The organism is Streptomyces xanthii, from assembly GCF_014621695.1.
Lineage (GTDB): Bacteria > Actinomycetota > Actinomycetes > Streptomycetales > Streptomycetaceae > Streptomyces > Streptomyces xanthii.
On the sequence record NZ_CP061281.1, the window covers coordinates 3,973,336 to 3,989,109 of the forward strand.

Annotated in this window: 13 protein-coding genes and 2 pseudogenes; 11 read left to right on the top strand and 4 right to left on the bottom strand. The window is 73.4% G+C overall.

Going from position 1 to position 15,774, the window contains the following annotated elements; translation table 11 throughout:
• Positions 1–197: 197 nt before the first annotated feature.
• Both IAG42_RS18065 and IAG42_RS18070 read left to right on the top strand, forming a co-directional pair.
• Positions 198–1,706, top strand: a complete 1,509-nt coding sequence (locus IAG42_RS18065; RefSeq protein ID WP_188338012.1) for a 3-hydroxyacyl-CoA dehydrogenase — start codon at positions 198–200, stop codon at positions 1,704–1,706.
• Entirely contained in the window at positions 1,703–2,314 is a 612-nt protein-coding gene (locus tag IAG42_RS18070) for a TetR/AcrR family transcriptional regulator (protein ID WP_188338013.1), read from the top strand. The genes IAG42_RS18065 and IAG42_RS18070 overlap by 4 nt, the downstream gene beginning before the upstream one ends.
• A 27-nt stretch (positions 2,315–2,341) precedes the next feature.
• Here the strand turns inward: IAG42_RS18070 and IAG42_RS18075 are convergent, their stop codons facing one another.
• Positions 2,342–2,842, bottom strand: coding sequence for an Lrp/AsnC family transcriptional regulator (locus IAG42_RS18075; RefSeq protein WP_223206051.1), 501 nt, complete (start codon positions 2,840–2,842; stop codon positions 2,342–2,344).
• 174 nt (positions 2,843–3,016) lie between these two features.
• Between IAG42_RS18075 and pdhA the strand changes: the two genes are divergently transcribed.
• The 8 genes and pseudogenes from pdhA (at position 3,017) to IAG42_RS18115 (ending at position 11,935) form a co-directional block, all read left to right on the top strand.
• Positions 3,017–4,168: a pyruvate dehydrogenase (acetyl-transferring) E1 component subunit alpha gene (gene pdhA / locus IAG42_RS18080; protein WP_188338014.1), complete on the top strand. Its 1,152-nt coding sequence runs from the start codon at positions 3,017–3,019 to the stop codon at positions 4,166–4,168.
• Positions 4,168–5,190 (top strand): alpha-ketoacid dehydrogenase subunit beta, encoded by a 1,023-nt coding sequence (locus IAG42_RS18085; RefSeq protein ID WP_188338015.1) that lies wholly within the window; start codon positions 4,168–4,170, stop codon positions 5,188–5,190. Before pdhA ends, IAG42_RS18085 begins: the two co-directional genes overlap by 1 nt.
• A gap of 13 nt (positions 5,191–5,203) precedes the next feature.
• Positions 5,204–6,583: a dihydrolipoamide acetyltransferase family protein gene (locus tag IAG42_RS18090; protein WP_188338016.1), complete on the top strand. Its 1,380-nt coding sequence runs from the start codon at positions 5,204–5,206 to the stop codon at positions 6,581–6,583.
• A gap of 92 nt (positions 6,584–6,675) precedes the next feature.
• Positions 6,676–7,068, top strand: a pseudogene (gene mobA, locus IAG42_RS38580) (molybdenum cofactor guanylyltransferase); the annotation flags it as partial.
• Between the two features lie 531 nt (positions 7,069–7,599).
• Positions 7,600–8,163, top strand: a pseudogene (locus IAG42_RS18100) (DUF6457 domain-containing protein); the annotation flags it as partial.
• On the top strand, positions 8,160–9,809 hold the full coding sequence (locus IAG42_RS18105; protein ID WP_223206052.1) for a molybdopterin molybdotransferase MoeA: 1,650 nt from the start codon (positions 8,160–8,162) through the stop codon (positions 9,807–9,809). The pseudogene IAG42_RS18100 and the gene IAG42_RS18105, both read left to right, overlap by 4 nt.
• Positions 9,806–10,903: a potassium channel family protein gene (locus tag IAG42_RS18110; protein ID WP_188338017.1), complete on the top strand. Its 1,098-nt coding sequence runs from the start codon at positions 9,806–9,808 to the stop codon at positions 10,901–10,903. The genes IAG42_RS18105 and IAG42_RS18110 overlap by 4 nt, the downstream gene beginning before the upstream one ends.
• 51 nt (positions 10,904–10,954) lie before the next feature.
• Positions 10,955–11,935: an NAD(P)H-quinone oxidoreductase gene (locus IAG42_RS18115; protein WP_188338018.1), complete on the top strand. Its 981-nt coding sequence runs from the start codon at positions 10,955–10,957 to the stop codon at positions 11,933–11,935.
• A gap of 12 nt (positions 11,936–11,947) precedes the next feature.
• Here IAG42_RS18115 and IAG42_RS18120 read toward each other — a convergent pair whose 3' ends face one another.
• Entirely contained in the window at positions 11,948–12,382 is a 435-nt protein-coding gene (locus IAG42_RS18120; protein ID WP_188338019.1) for a hypothetical protein, read from the bottom strand.
• A gap of 171 nt (positions 12,383–12,553) precedes the next feature.
• Here IAG42_RS18120 and IAG42_RS18125 point away from each other — a divergent pair, with 171 nt between their 5' ends.
• Positions 12,554–13,096, top strand: coding sequence for a bacterial proteasome activator family protein (locus IAG42_RS18125; RefSeq protein WP_188338020.1), 543 nt, complete (start codon positions 12,554–12,556; stop codon positions 13,094–13,096).
• A gap of 79 nt (positions 13,097–13,175) precedes the next feature.
• Here IAG42_RS18125 and IAG42_RS18130 read toward each other — a convergent pair whose 3' ends face one another.
• Both IAG42_RS18130 and IAG42_RS18135 read right to left on the bottom strand, forming a co-directional pair.
• The gene (locus IAG42_RS18130; protein WP_188338021.1) at positions 13,176–13,607 is read right to left on the bottom strand and encodes a hypothetical protein; all 432 of its coding nucleotides are present in this window, start codon (positions 13,605–13,607) and stop codon (positions 13,176–13,178) included.
• 113 nt (positions 13,608–13,720) lie between these two features.
• Positions 13,721–15,373, bottom strand: coding sequence for a protein kinase domain-containing protein (locus IAG42_RS18135; RefSeq protein ID WP_188338022.1), 1,653 nt, complete (start codon positions 15,371–15,373; stop codon positions 13,721–13,723).
• Positions 15,374–15,774: the final 401 nt, after the last annotated feature.

Here is a 15,774-nt window from a genome sequence, read left to right on the forward strand (position 1 = left end):
GGGGACCAACTCCTCCTCGGCGGCGGCTCCTCGTCGAGCCGGCGAGCTGGGCAGGGACGGGCAGACAGAGTTAGAGTAACCGAACGATCGGTCGGGACAAGGGGGTGCGGCGAACCTGTGGACGACAGCCCTTCGCCGGCCGGGCCTGACGGCCCCCGGGGCCCACGCGCTCGGCTGCATGCGGAAGGATCGCGCGCATGACAGCACATGACCGCCCCGTCGGCGTGGTGGGCACCGGCACGATGGGCCAGGGAATCGCCCAGGTCGCCCTGGTCGCCGGGCACCCCGTCCGGCTGTACGACGCCGTGCCCGGCCGCGCGCGCACGGCCGCCGAGTCGATCGCCGCACGGCTCGACCGGCTCGTGGACAAGGGCCGCATGAGCGGCGAGGAGCGCACCGCCGCCGTCGCCCGCCTCACGCCCGCGCAGTCGCTCGACGCGTTCGCGGACACGGCCCTCGTGGTCGAGGCCGTCCTGGAGGAACTGGACGTCAAGCAGCGGCTGTTCCGCGAGCTCGAGGACGTCGTCGACGACGACTGTCTGCTCGCCACGAACACCTCGTCCCTGTCCGTCACCGCGATCGCCGGTGCCCTGCGCCTGCCCGGCCGCTTCGTAGGACTGCACTTCTTCAACCCGGCGCCGCTCATGCCGCTCGTCGAGGTCGTCTCCGGCGCCGCCACCGACGTCACCGCCGCCACGCGCGCGTACGAGACCGCCCGCGCCTGGGGGAAGACCCCGGTGGCCTGCGCCGACACCCCGGGCTTCCTGGTCAACCGGATCGCGCGGCCCTTCTACGCCGAGGCCTTCGCGGTGCACGAGGAGCAGGGCGCCGACCCCGCCACCATCGACGCCGTGCTGCGCGAGAGCGGCGGCTTCCGGATGGGCGCCTTCGAGCTGACCGACCTCATCGGCCAGGACGTCAACGAGGCCGTGACCCGCTCCGTGTGGGAGGGCTTCTACCAGGACGTGAAGTTCCGGCCCGCCCTGTCCCAGCGCCGCCTCGTGGAGGCCGGCCGGCTCGGCCGCAAGACCGGCCAGGGCTGGTACGCGTACGGGGAGGGCGAGGAGCGTCCCGAGCCGCACACGGCGGCGCCCGCCGAGCCCCCCGCGCGCGTGAGCGTCGAGGGCGACCTGGACTCGGCCGCCGAGCTGATCCCGATGATGCGCGAGGCGGGCATCGAGGTCGTGCAGGAGGACGAGGACAAGGGCACCCGCATCGTGCTGCCCAGCGGCGGCCAGCTGGTGCAGGCCGACGGCCAGACCTCCGTCGAGTTCCGCGACGTCGTCTACTTCGACCTCGCCCTGGACTACCGCTCGGCGACCCGGATCGCGCTCGCCGCCTGCAAGGACGGCAACCCGCGCACCCTGGACGAGGCGGTCGGCCTCTTCCAGGCGCTCGGCAAGCAGGTCAGCGTCATCGGCGACGTGCCGGGCATGATCGTGGCCCGCACCGTGGCCCGGATCATCGACCTCGCGCACGACGCGGTCGCGCGCGGCGTGGCCACCGAGGAGGACGTCGACACCGCGATGCGGCTCGGCGTCAACTACCCGCTGGGGCCCGTCGAATGGAGCCGCCGGCTCGGCCGAGGCTGGGCCTGCGGAGTGCTGGAGGAGCTGCACGAGCGCGACCCCTCGGGCCGCTACGCCCCCTCCCTCGCGCTCTTCCGGCACTCGTACAACCCGAAGAAGTGGGAGGGCTCCGCATGACCACGCCGCGACGTGCTCCGGGCCCGCGCCGCGACACGTACACCCCCGAGACGCTGCTGACGGTCGCCGTGGCGGTCTTCAACGAGCGCGGCTACGACGGCACTTCGATGGAGCACCTCTCCAAGGCCGCGGGCATCTCCAAGTCGTCGATCTACCACCACGTGTCGGGCAAGGAGGAGTTGCTGCGCCGCGCGGTCAGCCGCGCGCTCGACGGGCTCTTCGGGATCCTCGACGAGGAACCCGCGCGCGTGGGACGCGCGGTGGAGCGACTGGAGCACGTCACGCGCCGCATGGTCGAGGTCCTGACCGGCGAACTTCCCTATGTGACGCTCCTGTTGCGCGTGCGCGGGAACACGGACACGGAGCGGTGGGCCATGGCGCGCCGCCGCGAGTTCGACCACCAGGTCGCCGCGCTGCTCAAGGCGGCCGCGGCCGACGGGGACGTGCGGGACGACATAGAAGTGCGGCTCGCGACCCGCCTCCTGTTCGGAATGATCAACTCCATCGTGGAGTGGTACCGGCCCGACGGCGGCGGCCAGCTCCGCCCCCAGGAAGTCGCCGACGCGGTCGTGGAGCTGGTCTTCCAGGGCATGCGCAAGCCCGCCTGAGCGCCCCTCGGGGCCCTGGGGCGGGCCTCAGGCGTCCGGCCCCAGGTCCTCCTCCTCGAAGACCAGCAGCGTGCGGCTGCTGAGCACCTCGGGGATCGCCTGCAGCTTGGTGAGGACCAGCTCGCGCAGCGCGCGGTTGTCCTGCGTGTGCACCAGGATCAGCACGTCGAAGTCACCGCTGACCAGCGCGATGTGCGAGGCCTCGGGCAGCTGGCGCAGCTGGTCGCGCACCGTGCGCCAGGAGTTCTGGACGATCTTCAGGGTGATGTACGCGGAGGCGCCCTGCCCGGCCCGTTCGTGGTTGACGCGGGCGCCGAACCCGCGGATCACGCCGTCGTCGATGAGCCGGTTGATGCGCGCGTAGGCGTTGGCCCGCGACACATGGACGCGCTCGGCGACGGACCGTATCGACGCGCGGCCGTCCTTCTGGAGCATCTGGAGGATGTCGCGGTCGATGGGATCGAGCGGGCGGGCCACGGGCTCCGGCGGCGGCCCCCCGGAGCCGTCGGCCATTTGTTCAGATGCCATGTGCCCGCGCCTCCCTACCATGGACGTACTGCATTCATCTCAGGCTGTGGAGAACCGTTTGTCCACAGCCTGAAGGTGCCTGTAGCCAAAATGTGCCGACGACCGAACAATCGGTAGGTGAGGCGCATCACACCTGACGCGCCGCCGAAGCCGCTCCCACGAGGAGGTGCCGTCATGACGGTCATGGAGCAGCGGAGCACCCGCCGCACAGGCAGGACCGCCCCGCCGCCCGCCTGGCAGCCCCGCACGGACCCCGCGCCGCTGCTGCCCGACGCGGAGCCGTACCGCGTCCTGGGCACCGACGCCGCCGCGAAGGCGGACCCCGAGCTGCTGCGCCGGCTGTACGCCGAGGTGGTCCGCGGCCGGAGGTACAACGCGCAGGCGACCGCCCTGACCAAGCAGGGCCGCCTCGCGGTCTACCCCTCGACCACCGGCCAGGAGGCCGCCGAGGTCGCCGCCGCCCTCGCCCTGGAGGAGCGCGACTGGCTCTTCCCGAGCTACCGCGACACCCTCGCCGCCGTCGCCCGCGGCCTCGACCCCGTCCAGGCCCTCACCCTGCTGCGCGGCGACTGGCACACCGGCTACGACCCGCACGAGCACCGCGTCGCGCCGCTGTCCACGCCGCTCGCCACCCAGCTGCCGCACGCCGTCGGCCTCGCCCACGCCGCCCGCCTCAAGGGCGACGACGTCGTGGCGCTCGCCATGGTCGGCGACGGCGGCACCAGCGAGGGCGACTTCCACGAGGCGCTCAACTTCGCGGCCGTCTGGCAGGCCCCGGTGGTCTTCCTGGTGCAGAACAACGGCTACGCGATCTCCGTGCCGCTCGCCAAGCAGACCGCTGCGCCGTCCCTGGCCCACAAGGCCGTCGGGTACGGGATGCCGGGCCGGCTGGTCGACGGCAACGACGCGGTGGCCATGCACGAGGTGCTCACCGAAGCCGTCACCCACGCGCGCGAGGGCGGTGGTCCGACCCTGATCGAGGCCGTCACCTACCGCATGGACGCGCACACGAACGCCGACGACGCGACCCGCTACCGCACCGACGACGAGGTCGAGGCGTGGCGCGACCACGACCCGGTCCTCCTCCTGGAGCGCGTCCTGACCGAGCGCGGTCTCATCGACGAGGCCGGGATGCAGGCCGTGCGCGACGACGCCGAGACGATGGCCGCCGCGCTGCGCGAGCGCATGAACGCGGACCCGGTGCTCGACCCCATGGACCTGTTCACCCACGTCTACGCCGAGCAGACCTCCCAACTGCGCGAGCAGGCCGAGCAGTTGCGCGCCGAGCTCGAAGCCGAGGCCGAGGCGTCCGAGGGAGGCCGCTGATGGCGACCGTCGCCCCCGAGCAGGCCGCGAAGCCCGCCACCAAGCCGGCCACCATGGCCCAGGCCCTCGGCCGCGCCCTGCGCGACGCGATGGCCGAGGACCCGTCCGTGCACGTCCTCGGTGAGGACGTGGGCACCCTGGGCGGCGTCTTCCGCATCACCGACGGACTCGCCAAGGAGTTCGGCGACGACCGCTGCACCGACACCCCGCTCGCCGAGGCCGGCATCCTCGGCGCGGCCGTCGGCATGGCGATGTACGGTCTGCGGCCCGTCGTCGAGATGCAGTTCGACGCGTTCGGCTACCCGGCCTTCGAGCAGCTCGTCTCCCATGTCGCCAAGATGCGCAACCGCACGCGCGGGACGATGCCGCTGCCGATCACGATCCGCATCCCCTACGGCGGCGGCATCGGCGGCGTCGAGCACCACAGCGACTCCTCCGAGGCGTACTACATGGCGACGCCGGGCCTGACGGTCGTCACGCCCGCCACCGTCGCCGACGCGTACGGGCTGCTGCGGCAGTCGATCGCCTCCGACGACCCGGTGGTCTTCCTCGAACCGAAGCGCCTGTACTGGTCCAAGGACACCTGGAACCCGGAGTCCCCCGCGACCGTTGAACCCATCGGCACGGCAGTGGTCCGCCGCCCCGGGACCAGCGCCACGCTCATCACGTACGGGCCGTCCCTGACGGTCTGTCTGGAGGCGGCCGAGGCCGCCCGCGCCGAGGGCTGGGACCTCGAAGTGGTCGACCTGCGCTCCCTGGTGCCGTTCGACGACGCGACGGTCGCCGCGTCCGTGCGCCGCACCGGGCGCGCGGTCGTCGTCCACGAGTCCCACGGCTTCGGCGGACCCGGCGGCGAGATCGCCGCGCGGATCACCGAGCGCTGCTTCCACCACCTGGAGGCGCCGGTGCTCCGGGTGGCCGGGCTCGACATCCCGTATCCGCCGCCGATGCTGGAGCGGCACCATCTGCCCGGCGTGGACCGGGTGCTGGACGCCGTCGCACGTCTCCAGTGGGATCAGTGAGGGGATCGGTCTGATGGCGCAGGTGCTGGAGTTCAAGCTGCCCGACCTCGGCGAGGGGCTCACCGAGGCGGAGATCGTGCGCTGGCTGGTGCAGGTCGGCGACGTCGTCGCCGTCGACCAGCCGGTCGTCGAGGTCGAGACGGCCAAGGCGCTCGTCGACGTGCCGTGCCCCTACGGGGGTGTGGTCACCGCCCGCTTCGGCGACGAGGGGAGCGAGCTGCCCGTGGGGGCGCCGCTGCTGACGGTCGCCGTCGGCGCGGACGCGAGCACGGTCGTGGAGGCGCCGGGCGCCGCCCCGGCCGAGTCCGAGGGCTCGGGCAACGTGCTGGTGGGGTACGGCACGACCGCCGCGCCCGCCCGGCGCCGACGGGTGCGGCCGAACGCGCCGAGCGCGCAGTCCGCGCCGGCCGCGCCGCCCGCTCCCGCCCCGGCGGCCCCGGTCCCGGCTCCGGTGCCCGTGGCTCCGGCGGCTCCGGCGCCCGTGAAGCCGGTGCACGCGTCCGGGCCCGTCCCGGTCATCTCGCCGCTCGTGCGCAAGCTCGCCCGCGATCACGGGCTCGACCTGCGGGAGCTGACGGGTTCCGGCCCCGAGGGGCTGATCATGCGGGCCGATGTGGAGCGCGCGGTGGCGGGTGCCGCCGCACCCGCCCCGGCGGCACCTGTGGCCCCGGCGCCCGAGGGCCAGGCGCTCAAGGGTCACCGCACTCCTCTGCGCGGGGTCCGCGGCGCCGTCGCCGACAAGCTCTCCCGCAGCCGGCGCGAGATCCCCGACGCGACCTGCTGGGTGGACGCCGACGCGACGGAGCTGATGCGCGCCCGCGCGGCCATGAACGGGGCGACCGGACCCTCCGCGGGCCCGAAGATCTCCGTCCTGGCGCTGCTCGCCCGCGTCTGCACGGCGGCCCTGGCCCGCTACCCGGAGCTGAACGCGACGGTGGACACGGAGCGGCGCGAGATCGTCCGGTTCGACGAGGTGCACCTCGGGTTCGCCGCGCAGACCGAGCGCGGGCTCGTCGTCCCCGTCGTCCGGGACGCGCACGCGCGCGACGCCGAGTCGCTGAGCGCCGAGTTCGCGCGGCTCACGGACGCGGCGCGGACCGGCTCGCTGACGCCCGCGCAGCTGACCGGCGGCACGTTCACGCTCAACAACTACGGGGTGTTCGGGGTCGACGGCTCGACGCCGATCATCAACCACCCCGAGGCGGCCATGCTCGGCGTGGGCCGGATCGTGCCGAAGCCGTGGGTGCACGACGGGGAGCTGGCGGTCCGTCAGGTCGTCCAGCTGTCGCTCACCTTCGACCACCGGGTCTGCGACGGCGGCACGGCGGGCGGCTTCCTGCGCTACGTCGCGGACTGCGTGGAACAGCCGGCGGTGCTGCTGCGCACCCTGTGACCCGGGCGCCGGGGGTGCGGTGAACGGCGGCGCACCCCCGGGACCCCGTACGCGAGGGTGGCAATGATCCTTCGTGCGCTCATACTCGGGGGATGAACGAGAACGCCGTCCGCGGCCCCGCACCCGCGTACGACGCCGTCGTCCTCGCCGGGGGCGCCGCGCGGCGGCTCGGCGGGGCCGACAAGCCCGGGGTCCGGGTCGGCGGCCGCGCCCTGCTCGACCGGGTGCTCACCGCCTGCGCCGGGGCCCGCGACACCGTCGTCGTCGCCGCGCCCCGCGCCACGGCGCGGCCCGTCACCTGGGCCCGCGAGGACCCGCCGGGCGGGGGCCCGCTCGCCGCGCTGGACGCGGGAGTCCGGGCCCTGCCGCCGCGAGGCCACGGGGCGGCGGAGACCGTGGTCGTGCTCTCCGCCGACCTGCCGTTCCTGACCCCCCGCACGGTCCGGCTCCTGCTCGACACGCTGCACGCGGGGCCGGCCGAGGGCGCGGGAGCCGTCCGTGCCGGGGCCACAGAGGACGCCGAAGCCGTTCACGCCGGGTCCGCCGAGGACGGCCACGCCCGATCCGCCGCAGACGCCGAAGCCGTTCACGCCGAGGACGCCCATGCTGGGTCCGCCAGGGCCGTCCACGCCGGGTCGGCCGAGGGCGCTGAAGCTACCCCCGCCGAAGCCACCCACGCCGGGGGTGCCGCAGCCGTCCATGCCGGGCCCGCCGAGGACGCCCACGCCGGGTCCGCCGGCGCCTTCCACGCTGGGCCCGCCGAGGGCGCTGAAGCCACCCCCGTCGAGGACGCCCACCCTGAGGTCGCCAGGGCTGCCGATGCCCGCTCCGTCGAGTACGCCGAAGCCGCCCGCGCCCGGTCCGCCGAGTACGCCGGAGCCACCCCCTCCGAAACCACCCACGCCGGGGGCGCCGCAGCCGTCCATGCCGGGCCCGCCAAGGACGCCCCCGCCGAGGGCGCCGGGACTGCCGATGCCCGCTCCGTCGAGGACGCCGAAGCCACCCCCGCCCCGCCCGCCAAGGGCGCCGAAGCCGTTCTTCTCACTGACCGCGACGGACGCGACCAGCCCCTCGTCGCCGCCTATCGCCGCGCCGCGCTCGACCGTGCGCTTCGCGCCCTCGCCGCCGAGCACGGTGCGCTCGAAGGGCTGCCGCTGCGCCTCCTCACGCGCGCACTGCGCATCGCCCGGGTCGCCGACCCGGAGGACCCCGTCGCGTCGTTCGACTGCGACACCTGGGACGACATCGCCGAAGCCCGGACACGGATCAGGGAGCATGGACGCGTGCTTGAAGAATGGATCTCCGCAGCCAAGGACGAACTGGGCCTCGACCTGGACGTCGACACCGGCGCACTGCTCGACCTCGCCCGCGACGCCGCGCACGGGGTCGCCCGCCCCGCCGCGCCCCTGACGACGTTCCTCGTCGGATACGCGGCCGCGCAGGCCGGTGGCGGCCGCGAGGCGGTCGCCGCCGCCACCGCGAAGGCCGTCGCGCTCGCCGAACGCTGGGCGCGGGAGGCCGAGTCCGCCGCGGCCCCGGACGACTCGGCGGCGGGCGACTCGGCGCCGGGCGCGGAATGACCGCCCCGGACGGCCGTTCGGTGTCGCAGGCCGACCCGATCGACGGCGACGTCGACGAGGCGCTGGCCCTGGCCAACGCGCACAGCGCCCCGCGCGGGCAGGGGGTCCCCGGTGCGCCGCGCGCAGCCGCGCCCGGCCCCGCCGACGCAGGCCGGGACGCACCTCGCGCACCCCGCGATCCCAGCCCCGGCACCGAGGCGCCCGCCACCGGCCAGGACGCCCCGCGCGAGACCGCCCGCGACCGTCACCACGCCACCCCCTGGCCGGCCGCCCGCCGCATCGCCGCCCAGGCGGGCCGGCAGGCCGCCGCGCACCGGGCCCGTACGACCGAGCCGCCCGTCGACCCGGTCACCGGCGCGCAGACCGACCCGGCGACGGGGCTGTCCCTCGACCCCGTGGCCGACGCCTCGACCGCCCCCCGAGCGGAGCGCTTCCCGCGCGGCGCGGCCCGTGTCCCCCTGGAGGCGGCCCTCGGACTCGTCCTGGCGGCGCCGCTGACCGCCCTCACCGATCTCCCGTCCTTCGACACGTCCGCGATGGACGGCTGGGTCGTGGCGGGCCCCGGCCCCTGGGCCGTACGCGACGAGGGCATCCTCGCCGGGCACGAGCCGCCCGCGCCGCTGTCCGACGGGGAGGCCGCGGCCATCGCGACCGGCGCCCGCATCCCGCCCGAGACGACGGCGGTCATCCGCAGCGAGCACGGGCGGCTCGACGACAAGCGGAACCTGCACCCGCTGCGCGAGGTCGCGCACGGGCAGGACATCCGGCCGCGCGCCCAGGAGTGCCGCAGCGGCGAACTGCTGCTGCCCGCAGGCTCCGTGGTCACCCCCGCGGTCCTCGGCCTGGCGGCCGCCGCGGGCTACGACGACCTGCTCGTCGTGCCCCGGGCCCGGGTCGAAGTCCTCGTCCTGGGGGACGAGTTGCTCACCTCGGGCCGCCCCCGCGACGGCCTCATCCGCGACGCGCTCGGCCCGATGCTGCCGCACTGGCTGCGCGCGCTCGGCGTCGAGGTGATCGCCGTGCGCCGGCTCGGCGACGACGCCGGGGCCGTCCTCAAGGCCGTCCGCGACTCCACCGCCGACCTCGTCGTGACCACCGGAGGCACCGCGTCCGGCCCCGTCGACCACGTCCACCCCACGCTCCGCGCCCTGGGCGCCGAACTGCTCGTGGACGGCGTCAAGGTCCGCCCCGGCCACCCGATGCTGCTGGCCCGGCTCGCCGAGGGCCGGCACCTCGTCGGACTGCCCGGCAACCCGCTCGCCGCCGTGTCCGGCCTGCTCACCCTCGCCGAACCGCTGCTGAGCGAGCTGTCCGGCCGGGCGGCGCCCGAGTCCTCGTACGGGCGTGAGGCCCGGGAGCCGGACACCGCGCCGCTGCACGCGGCGGTCCAGGGGCACCCGCACGACACCCGGCTGGTGCCCGTCGTGCTGCGCCAGGACCGCGACAGCGGGCACGACTGGGCGGTTCCGCTGCACTACAACGGCCCGGCCATGCTGCGCGGCATCGCCGCCGCAGACGCCCTCGCGGTGATCCCGCCCGGCGGAGCCCAGGGGGCCCAGGAGGTAGGGATCCTCGATCTGCCATGGTCGTGGAGCACAGGGAACCCCGGGACCGATCTCCCGGGAAACGAAGGGTGTTTCACGTGAAACTGGCCGGCCATGACGCCATCGCGCGTCAGGCGGACGAGAAGACGACCACCTACCGGGTGAAGCTGCCGCGCCGCGTCGTCGTGCCACCGCTGAAGCAGGTGGCCCGACGGCTGGCGATGGCCCTCGGTGTGCTCGTCCTCACGGGGTTCCTCGTCTGGATCGACCGGGCCGGGTACAACGACAGTTCGGACCGCACGGTCGATCTGCTCGACTCCTTCTACTACGCGACCGTCACGCTCTCCACCACGGGATACGGCGACATCACGCCGGTCAGTGACAGCGCCCGCCTCACCAACATCCTCGTCATCACACCCCTGCGCGTGCTGTTCCTGATCATCCTGGTCGGCACCACGCTGGAGGTCCTCACCGAACGGACCCGGGAGGAATGGCGCCTGAACCGCTGGAGGTCCAACTTGCGTGACCACACTGTCGTCATCGGCTTCGGCACGAAGGGCCGCAGCGCGGTGGAGACCGTCTGCGCGACCGGGCTCAAGCCCGAGCAGGTCGTCGTGGTCGACCCCAGCAGCAAGGTCATCGACGCGGCCAACGCGCTGGGCTACGCCGGGGTCATGGGCGACGCGACCCGCAGCGACGTCCTGGTCCGCGCCGAGGTGCAGCGCGCCCGGAAGATCATCATCGCCACGCAGCGCGACGACACGGCGGTCCTGGTGACGCTCACGGCGCGGCAGCTGAACCGCGGGGCGAAGATCGTCGCCGCGGTCCGCGAGGAGGAGAACGCGCCGCTGCTGCGCCAGTCCGGCGCGGACGCGGTCATCACCAGCGCCAGCGCGGCGGGCCGGCTGCTCGGCCTGTCGGTCCTCAGCCCCAACGCGGGCATGGTCATGGAGGACCTCATCCAGCAGGGCAGCGGCCTCGACCTGATCGAACGGCCGGTGATAAAGGCCGAGGTGGGCCTGGAGCCGAAGCAGGTCGACGACCTCGTCGTCAGCGTCGTGCGCGGCCACCGGCTGCTCGGCTACGACGACAAGGCCATCGGCACCCTGCAGTTGACGGACCGTCTGATCACCATCGTGCGGGCCACCCCGACCACCCACGTGGCACCGGACACCAAGCCGCTGCCCCAGGACTGACCCGGGCGTGACGCGGGGCCGCGCCGGGCCCACGGGAGTAGCCTCGCGGCCATGTATGCGATCACGATCCCGGAACCCGGCGGACCCGAGGCGCTTCTCTGGGCGGAGGTCCCCGACCCCGTGCCCGGCGAGGGCGAGGTCCTCGTCGAGGTGGTCTCCAGCGCCGTCAACCGCGCCGATCTGCTCCAGCGCCAGGGCTTCTACAACCCGCCGGCCGGCTCCTCCCCGTACCCCGGTCTGGAGTGCGCGGGCCGGATCGCCGCGCTCGGGCCGGGCGTGGGCGGCTGGTCCGTCGGCGACGAGGTGTGCGCGCTGCTCGTCGGCGGCGGCTACGCGGAGAAGGTCGTCGTCCCGGCCGGCCAGCTGCTGCCCGTGCCGCGGGGCGTCGACCTCGTGACGGCGGCGGCGCTGCCCGAGGTGACCTGCACCGTCTGGTCCAACGTGTTCATGGTCGCGAACCTGCGCCCCGGCGAGCTCTTCCTCGTGCATGGCGGCTCCAGCGGCATCGGCACGATGGCGATCCAGCTCGCGAAGGCGGTCGGCGCCAAGGTCGCGGTCACCGCGGGCACCAAGGAGAAGCTGGACTTCTGCGCCGAGCTGGGCGCCGACATCCTGATCAACTACCGCGAGCAGGACTTCGTCGAGGAGATCCGCGAGAACACCGCGGGCGGCGGCGCCGACGTCGTCCTCGACAACATGGGCGCCAAGTACCTGGGCCGCAACGTGGACGTCCTCGCCACCAACGGCCGGCTCGCGATCATCGGAATGCAGGGCGGCGTCAAGGGCGAACTGAACATCGCCACGCTGCTCGGCAAGCGCGGCGCGATCACCGCGACCACGCTGCGGGCCCGGCCGCTCGCCGAGAAGGCGGCCATCGTCGCGGCGGTCCGTGAACACGTCTGGCCGCTGATCGAGGGCGGCCATGTGCGGCCGGTCGTGGACCGGACGCTGCCGATGGCCGACGCGGCGCAGGCCCACCGGGTCCTGGAGGAGTCCGGGCACATCGGCAAGGTGCTGCTCACGCTGCCGTAGCCGCCGCGGCGGTCAGCGGCGCAGCCGCAGGGCCAGGAAGCCGAGGCCGAGCCCGGTGAGGAGCAGGCCGAAGCCCAGCGGCAGCACGTTCACCAGCGGGCTCGTCCCGTCGTCCGGCACCACGGTCTGCTGCCGGGCGGCGGCCGGGGGCCGCGGGCGGTGCGTCGGGGTCGCGGAGGGCTCCTCGACGGGCGGCGCGGGCGGCCGCAGGGCCGCGGGGCCGGTCGGATGGGGGCGGGGCCGCCCCGGCGGGGTGCGGCCCTCGCCCGCCTGGGTGCCCGCGAGAGAGGCTCCGGGCGAGGGTTCGGCGGCGTACGCCGGGGACGCCTGCGCGACGGCGGAGACGAGCGCACAGGCCGCCGCGGCCGGCAGGGACGCCGTGAGCACGAGAAGGGTCGCCGCGAGAGCTCCCGTCACCCGTCCGGCCACCCGCCGAAGCCACGCCATGCACTGCCCCCTTCTGCCCGTGCCGCTGCCGCGCTGCTGCCGTGCTTGCGATAAGCCTCACATAGGCCAATAAAACGGGCACGCCGGATTTCGGGGCACCCGGGTGCGGTGGATCACTGTCCGACGGGGGCACCACCCAAGGGTGAGAGCACGGTGCGAGAGAATGGCGGCATGGAGATGCCGAGGAACGAACGGTCGCCGGAGAACCCGCAGATCCTGGTCGTGGGCCAGGACGGAATGGCTCTGGGCGGCGGCGGAGCCGACGAAGCCCGCGAGGTCCCGGTGACGGAGATGGTCGAGCAGCCCGCCAAGGTGATGCGCATCGGCAGCATGATCAAGCAGCTGCTGGAGGAAGTGCGCGCGGCTCCCCTGGACGAGGCGAGCCGGCAGCGGCTCAAGGAGATCCACCACAGCTCCGTCAAGGAGCTCGAGGACGGCCTCGCGCCGGAGCTCGTCGAGGAACTGGAGCGGCTCTCCCTGCCGTTCACCGACGAGGCCACCCCGAGCGACGCCGAACTGCGCATCGCGCAGGCCCAGTTGGTGGGCTGGCTCGAGGGTCTCTTCCACGGGATCCAGACGACGCTCTTCGCCCAGCAGATGGCCGCCCGCGCCCAGTTGGAGCAGATGCGCCGCGCTCTTCCGCCGGGCGCCGGCGGCGAGGACGGCGACGAGGACCCCCGCACGATCGGCCGCTCGGGCGGGCCGTACCTGTAGGCGACGGACACCGAAAGCAAAGGGCCCGGCCCGCGCTCCACGCGCGGACCGGGCCCTTTCCGGTCGGACCGAAGTGGGGTCAGTACCTCGGGTTGACCTTGCCACCGGAGTAGCAGTTGACGACGATGCCGGGCTTGTTCACCTTGGTGCGGCCGTTGTAGAGCTGCACCTCGACGCCCGCGTGCTTGATGCCGCGGGTGTCGTGCGCGGAGGTGTTCCAGGTCTCCGCGGAGCCGCTGACGTGGTGCCAGGGCCAGTGCTTGAGCTTGCTGCCGGTGTAGGTGACCAGGCGGATCGCCGGGTGGAAACCGTCGGCCTTGGTGTCCTTGCCCTTGAGCTTGAGCGGGTCGAGCTTGGTCCTGCCGGCCCAGGTCCAGCTCGCCGAGCCGCTCGCGCCCGTGACCGAGCAGGACTTGCTTGCTCCGGCCGCGGCGGCCGGGCTCGCCGCGAGTGGAATCAGTACCGCTGCCAGCGCCCCAGCGACGAAGGCCCCCGTTTTACGCGTGTGCACAACGCTCCCTCAGATCGTCCGAGTTGACGTGTACACACTATTCGCAGAGGCAATCGGTACCTAGGCGATCGGGTGCGTGTCGCGCGGACGATCCGGAGGGCGGCGGCGCGGGATCAGCCGCCCGAAGGGTTGCCGGTGGAGACCTGGAGCTGGATCTTCACGCCGGTCGGGTCGATCTCCGTGTTGGCCGCCGGGCTCTGGTTCATGACCGTGCCCTCGCCGTACGTGTTCTCGTCGATGTGCACGACCTCGGGCTGCCAGCCGGCCGCCCGGAAGCACGCCTTCACCGAGTCGATGTTCTTCAGGTAGAAGTCCGGGACCTTGATCTTGTTCTCGTCGTTGAACCCGGTCTCGGGCTCGGTGCACTTGTCCGTCTCGATGGTCTTCGTCTTGTCGGGGCCCTTGTGACCGGCCACCTCGGACGTGCCGCCGCTCGGCTTGCCGTTGCCCTCGGGGTCGGGGTCGTCGCCCTGGTTCGTCAGGACCGCGATCAGGCCGCCGATGGCGACCAGCGCGACGACGATCGAGGCGATGATCACCATCATGTTCTTGTTCCGGCCGCCGGAACCGCCGGAGCCGCCGCTCTGCGGGCTCGCCGTCGTCACCGGCTGCGCCGAGTACGGGGCCGGCGTCTGCGGCGCGTAGGACATCGACGGGGGCGGCGTCTGGTACCCGCCCTGCTGCGGATACCCGTACGCGGGCTGCGGCGCCGGGGTCGGCGTGCCGTAAGGGTTCTGCGTCTGCGGCTGGTACGGCGTCTGGACCGGGCCCGGGGTCGGCATCCCGTTCTGGTCGACGGGCGGGAAGACCGTCGCGCCGACGCCCGCGCCGCTCGACGTCTGCGCGCCCGGCACGATGCTCGGCGCCGCGTGCGTCAGCGACTGGGCGACCCGCAGGCACTCGTCCCGCATCGCCTCGGCGCTCGGGAAGCGCTCGTTCGGGTTCTTCTTCAGGGCACGGGCGACCAGCGCGTCGATCGCCGGCGGCAGCGAGCGGTTGATCGAGGACGGAGCCACCGGCTCCTCCTGGACGTGCGCATACGCTATGGCCAGCGGCGAGTCCGCCTCGAAGGGCAGCCGGCCGGTGGTCAGCTGGAAGAGCATGATGCCGACCGAGTACAGGTCGGAGCGGGCGTCGACACCGCGGCCGAGAGCCTGCTCCGGCGACAGGTACTGGGGCGTGCCGACGACCATGCCGGTCTGCGTCATCGAGGTCACACCGGACTGCATGGCGCGCGCGATGCCGAAGTCCATGACCTTGACGACGTTCCGCTTCGTCATCATCACGTTGCCCGGCTTGATGTCGCGGTGGACCAGGCCCATCTCGTGGCTGATCTCGAGCGCGGCGAGCACGTCGGCGGTGATCTTGAGCGCCTTGTCGGCGGGCATCGCGCCGTACTGGCGGACGTCCTCGTCGAGCACCGAACCGAGCGGCCGGCCCTCGACGTACTCCATGACGATGTACGGAGTGATCGTGCCGTTCAGCTCGTCCTCGCCCGAGTCGAAGACCGAGACGATGTTCGTGTGCGTGAGCTTGGCCACCGACTGGGCCTCGCGCTGGAAGCGCTGACGGAAGGCGTCCTCGCGGCCGAGTTCCGTGTGCAAAGTCTTGATGGCGACCGCGCGGTCGAGCCGCGTGTCGTGCGCGAGATGCACGGAGGCCATGCCGCCCTCACCGAGCAGGTCGCGCAGCTGGTACCGCCCACCGGCCACGGAACTGCCCGCGTACCGCCCGCCCTGCCCGCCGCCGGCGCTGCCCTCGGTCATGTCTCCACGTCCCCCATAGGCGCCCCGCTGACGGCGGCGGCCCGGTGATCGAATCAGCTATTCCCGGCCAAGTCTGCCCCAGGGCACCGACACGTCAAGCTCGATGCCCGTTCCGTGACCGTACGGGCAAGAAGCGTCGCGGAAGCGTTACAGGCGATCGCCGGAGAAAGGGGCAGGGAGCGCGCATACGAACGACATGGGTCCGGCACAGAAATTGCGCGCACGATTTGCACGACGTACACGGCAACGGGTTTGATACCGGATCCATCTCGGGACGGGACCGGCGCCCAAGCCTGTAGCGTGGCCCGACGGAGCTCGTGTTCACAACCGCGCGTACTCCGAATGCGCGGATCCGGCAGCACACACAGCAACAGCACGGACAGAAACGACGGCGAGGACTG

Excerpts from the sequence above, each read along its gene's own strand:
- IAG42_RS18090 (WP_188338016.1), top strand. The coding sequence starts at position 5,204 with ATGGCGCAGGTGCTGGAGTTCAAGCTGCCCGACCTCGGCGAGGGGCTC.
- IAG42_RS18105 (WP_223206052.1), top strand. The coding sequence starts at position 8,160 with ATGACCGCCCCGGACGGCCGTTCGGTGTCGCAGGCCGACCCGATCGAC.
- IAG42_RS18120 (WP_188338019.1), bottom strand. The coding sequence starts at position 12,382 with ATGGCGTGGCTTCGGCGGGTGGCCGGACGGGTGACGGGAGCTCTCGCG.
- IAG42_RS18085 (WP_188338015.1), top strand. The coding sequence starts at position 4,168 with ATGGCGACCGTCGCCCCCGAGCAGGCCGCGAAGCCCGCCACCAAGCCG.
- IAG42_RS18135 (WP_188338022.1), bottom strand. The coding sequence starts at position 15,373 with ATGACCGAGGGCAGCGCCGGCGGCGGGCAGGGCGGGCGGTACGCGGGC.
- IAG42_RS18115 (WP_188338018.1), top strand. The coding sequence starts at position 10,955 with ATGTATGCGATCACGATCCCGGAACCCGGCGGACCCGAGGCGCTTCTC.
- pdhA (WP_188338014.1), top strand. The coding sequence starts at position 3,017 with ATGACGGTCATGGAGCAGCGGAGCACCCGCCGCACAGGCAGGACCGCC.
- IAG42_RS18075 (WP_223206051.1), bottom strand. The coding sequence starts at position 2,842 with ATGGCATCTGAACAAATGGCCGACGGCTCCGGGGGGCCGCCGCCGGAG.
- IAG42_RS18125 (WP_188338020.1), top strand. The coding sequence starts at position 12,554 with ATGGAGATGCCGAGGAACGAACGGTCGCCGGAGAACCCGCAGATCCTG.
- IAG42_RS18070 (WP_188338013.1), top strand. The coding sequence starts at position 1,703 with ATGACCACGCCGCGACGTGCTCCGGGCCCGCGCCGCGACACGTACACC.
- IAG42_RS18065 (WP_188338012.1), top strand. The coding sequence starts at position 198 with ATGACAGCACATGACCGCCCCGTCGGCGTGGTGGGCACCGGCACGATG.